Raw genomic sequence first — 1,482 nt, forward strand, 5'->3', positions numbered from 1 at the left:
CGGACATATCCATCCGTTGTTAAATAGAAAGTTCGTCCATCTTTAACTTTACCCAAGGCTGAACGGAATACTTTAATCGACTTATAATCTTCATATTCATGAATTTCATCGAACCAAACTGATCCAGGACGTCGTCCATCTTTCGTTCTAGCATTAGAAGTATTGAATTTCATGTGAGATTTGTTTGTTTTATGTTTAATTAGTACCTTTGTAGCACTAAACGATTTCTTTAAAACCTTATTTGCAGGATTTTCTATTACTTCCTTCACGTCATCGAATGTAGTTTTTGCTTGTTCTTCAGATGTCGCGATCCATTCAATGTGATATCTATCTATACCAAACTGTTTAGATAGCATATAGAAGTTTAAATATCCGGCATATCCGTTTTTACCACCGCCACGTCCCATCAGTATTAATATTTGATTCCAAACAAGACGATTGGTGTCCTTATAACGAACGCCGAACACACAAGCGTTAACAAAACGTTGCCATGCGAATAATTCGAATGGAAAATATTTAGCTGGGATATTAACACTATCCTCAATAGCTTGAACATCAACATAAACATTTGGATCATCTAAAGTTTTTCGAACTAAGGTCATTAATTGTTTTTGTTCATTACAAGAACGGATAGATCCGCTTTCCACAGCATGCATGTACTCACTAATGAAAGGATGATATTTATAAGGAAGATTAGACTTCTGCATCATCGTCATCATCCTCACTTACCGCCTTAAGTCCTAACTCATTAAGAATCTTTAACATTTGCGTGTTAGTTTTATTCAACTCGTTAATGCTATCGTTTTTTTTCATAAATCCATTAGCGCCTAGTACAGATACACCGCGATCTTTTACATCAGCTATCAATCTGTTTTTTATATCCCAAAATGACATATAATCTTCTACTAAATCCATAAAATGAGCGTGTATGATACCGTTCGTGCCGAGTTGTTCATATAAATCATCTCTTATTTTATTTCTAAGCGTTTTTTCTCTGTTTTTTTGAAGTTTTGCAACCTTTTCCGAAACATTTTTTAGACCTTTTTCATTTATCATGTCTTCCCAATAACGGCTGCGCCATGATTTAACAGTGCTAACAGATACGCCATATTTATCCGCGATATCCTTGTATTTAACACCTTCTAAGAAATCTTTGAACGCTAATTTATATTTACTTTGTTTTCCGCTCACAATATCACCACCCCGCTTTTTCATTGGATTTTTTCGAAGATTAATTTTAAAAATGACACTTGTAAAGACGAGAATAATCATGTATAGTTTTACTTAGAAGGAAACAGTGGCGACGGTCCACTGATTACAAATACATATCGAAAATTTTAATCATCCCAGAGAAGGGATGGTATTTTTTTTGCCTTTTTTTCTATTCCCACGCGCGTAACGCGAAAATAAAAAGAGAAATCCCCCCTCGCGTTGCTCGGTCCCCCAGCAAAATTGTTTCTATATTTTACCCGGGGGGTGTCT

At 35.4% G+C, this 1,482-nt stretch carries 2 protein-coding genes; both read right to left on the reverse strand.

The window, feature by feature from the left end; genetic code table 11:
• Positions 1-719 (reverse strand): terminase large subunit domain-containing protein (locus tag CQ064_RS33075; RefSeq protein WP_033795733.1); only part of this gene is annotated, 719 nt, incomplete at its 3' end.
• On the reverse strand, positions 694-1,191 hold the full coding sequence (locus CQ064_RS33080; protein ID WP_000015467.1) for a P27 family phage terminase small subunit: 498 nt from the start codon (positions 1,189-1,191) through the stop codon (positions 694-696). The genes CQ064_RS33075 and CQ064_RS33080, both read right to left, overlap by 26 nt.
• Positions 1,192-1,482 lie beyond the last annotated feature (291 nt).

Origin of the sequence: Bacillus sp. MYb78, from assembly GCF_002975115.1 — a bacterium.
In the GTDB taxonomy this organism is placed as follows: domain Bacteria; phylum Bacillota; class Bacilli; order Bacillales; family Bacillaceae_G; genus Bacillus_A; species Bacillus_A cereus.